The organism is Lutibacter sp. (assembly GCF_041596795.1).
In the GTDB taxonomy this organism is placed as follows: Bacteria; Bacteroidota; Bacteroidia; order Flavobacteriales; family Flavobacteriaceae; genus Lutibacter.
The window spans coordinates 1-1,808 of the sequence record NZ_JBFHHX010000272.1 but is presented as its reverse complement, the minus strand read 5'-3'; the positions used below and the strand labels follow the sequence as shown (position 1 = coordinate 1,808).

Genomic DNA, 1,808 nt, shown 5'->3' with positions numbered 1-1,808 from the left:
TTGAAAAAGTATTATATCCAGGATTGGAAAGTTTTCCGCAACACCAATTAGCTAAAAAACAGCAAAAAAATGGATTTGGAGCTATGTTATCGGTTTTGTTAAATGCTACAAAAGAAGAAACTATATTAGTTTCTACAAAACTCCATTATTTTACAACTGCCACTAGTTTGGGTGGTGTAGAAAGTTTGGTTGAACATAGAAAATCTGTAGAAGGAGAAAACAGTCCAACGCCAGATAATTTGTTAAGAATTTCTGTTGGAATTGAACATATTGATGATTTAATTGAAGATTGGAAACAAGCTTTAAGCTAATCTAATTTTGGTAAAATAAAACTATCTAAAACACTTGGTAATTGCATTGCAGCCTCAATTTCTTCTGAAGTTCTTGGCGCTAATATAGATAAATTTACTGGTCCGTTTTTAGTAATTAAAATATCATCTTCAATTCTAATACCAATTCCCCACCATTTTTCATCACAAGGACTTCCTTCAGGAATATAAATGCCAGGTTCCATTGTAACTACCATATTTTCTTCAAATTTATTGTAGTTCCCTGGATCGTGTACGTCTAAACCAATATGATGCGAGGTTCCGTGCGGAAAATAGGAATGATACGCTTTTTCTGAACTAATAATACCTAAATCTGACAAGCCTTTATTAATAATTTCAATAGCTATTTTATTGGGTTTTCTCATATCCGTTCCAATAGTATACGCTGCAATTCCAGCTTCTTGCGCTTTAAATACTAAATCGTAAATTAATTTTTGTTCCGTTGTAAACTTTCCATTTGATGGGATGGTTCTGGTAACATCGGCAGTATAACCGTGATATTCAGCACCTAAATCCATTAAAATTAAATTAGAATCTCCTATTTTAGTCTTGCTATTTTCAACGTAATGTAAAATACAACCATTATTTCCTGCGCCAACAATTGATGGATAACCTTCGTATTCAGCACCATATTTTTTATATACAAATTCGTGCACACCTTGCGCTTCCGTTTCCGACATATTTGGATGCATTGCTTTCATCATTTCTAATTGCCCAATTGCCGAAATTTCTATCGCTTTTTTTAACAATACCAACTCTTCTTTTGTTTTAACTTCGCGTAATGTTGCCATAAATCCTTTTAATGATTCTGTATCAATTCGCTTTTTAGTTTGGTTGTAAATTTTATCGTTGTCTTTATTTTCAATAGAAATATAATCAAATGAAACTTTTTCTTTAAAGGTTTTAATTAAATCGAATAAATCGGCTGTTTCATTAGTATCTCTCACATCATTTTTAAACTGTTCAAATAAAATTTTATCAAATTTAGAAAAGTCTATTTCAAAACTAGAAAAATCAGCTCCATTAAAAACAATTCTAAATCCTAAATCATCTTGCGCACCTTGCACTCCTAATCTTTTACCAGTCCACATTTCAGCATATTCATTTCGCTCTTGCACAAATAATACTTCATTAAATGTTTCTCCTTCAATGGTTTGGTCTTCTTTAAAAATTATTAACAATGCATGAGGTTCTTTATAACCTGTTAAATAATAAAAGTTTGGATCTTGATGATAAACATATTCTACATCATTAGCTCTGTTTCTAACTGCATTTGCAAAAAATACGGCAACACTATTTTTAGGAAGTACTTTTCTTAATTCCTCTCTTCTATTTTTGTGAAATTCTTTTGGTAAGTAATCTTGCGGTAAAAATGGGTTTTGTGCATTTAGCGTAACAGATAACAACAATGCTAAAAATAAATTAAATCTCATTTAAAGGTGATTTTTTAATTGAAATTCAAATATAACCAAAAATACA

Annotated in this window: 2 protein-coding genes; one reads left to right on the top strand and one right to left on the bottom strand. The window is 30.6% G+C overall.

What is annotated here, in order from left to right; genetic code table 11:
• Positions 1–311, top strand: a 311-nt coding sequence (locus ABY298_RS16220) for a PLP-dependent transferase (RefSeq protein ID WP_372747080.1), incomplete at its 5' end; no start/stop codon positions are given.
• Here the strand turns inward: ABY298_RS16220 and ABY298_RS16215 are convergent.
• Positions 308–1,762 carry an aminopeptidase P N-terminal domain-containing protein gene (locus ABY298_RS16215; RefSeq protein WP_372747079.1) on the bottom strand — a complete coding sequence of 485 codons (1,455 nt, stop codon included), beginning with the start codon at positions 1,760–1,762 and terminating at the stop codon, positions 308–310. The genes ABY298_RS16220 and ABY298_RS16215 overlap by 4 nt on opposite strands.
• Positions 1,763–1,808: the final 46 nt, after the last annotated feature.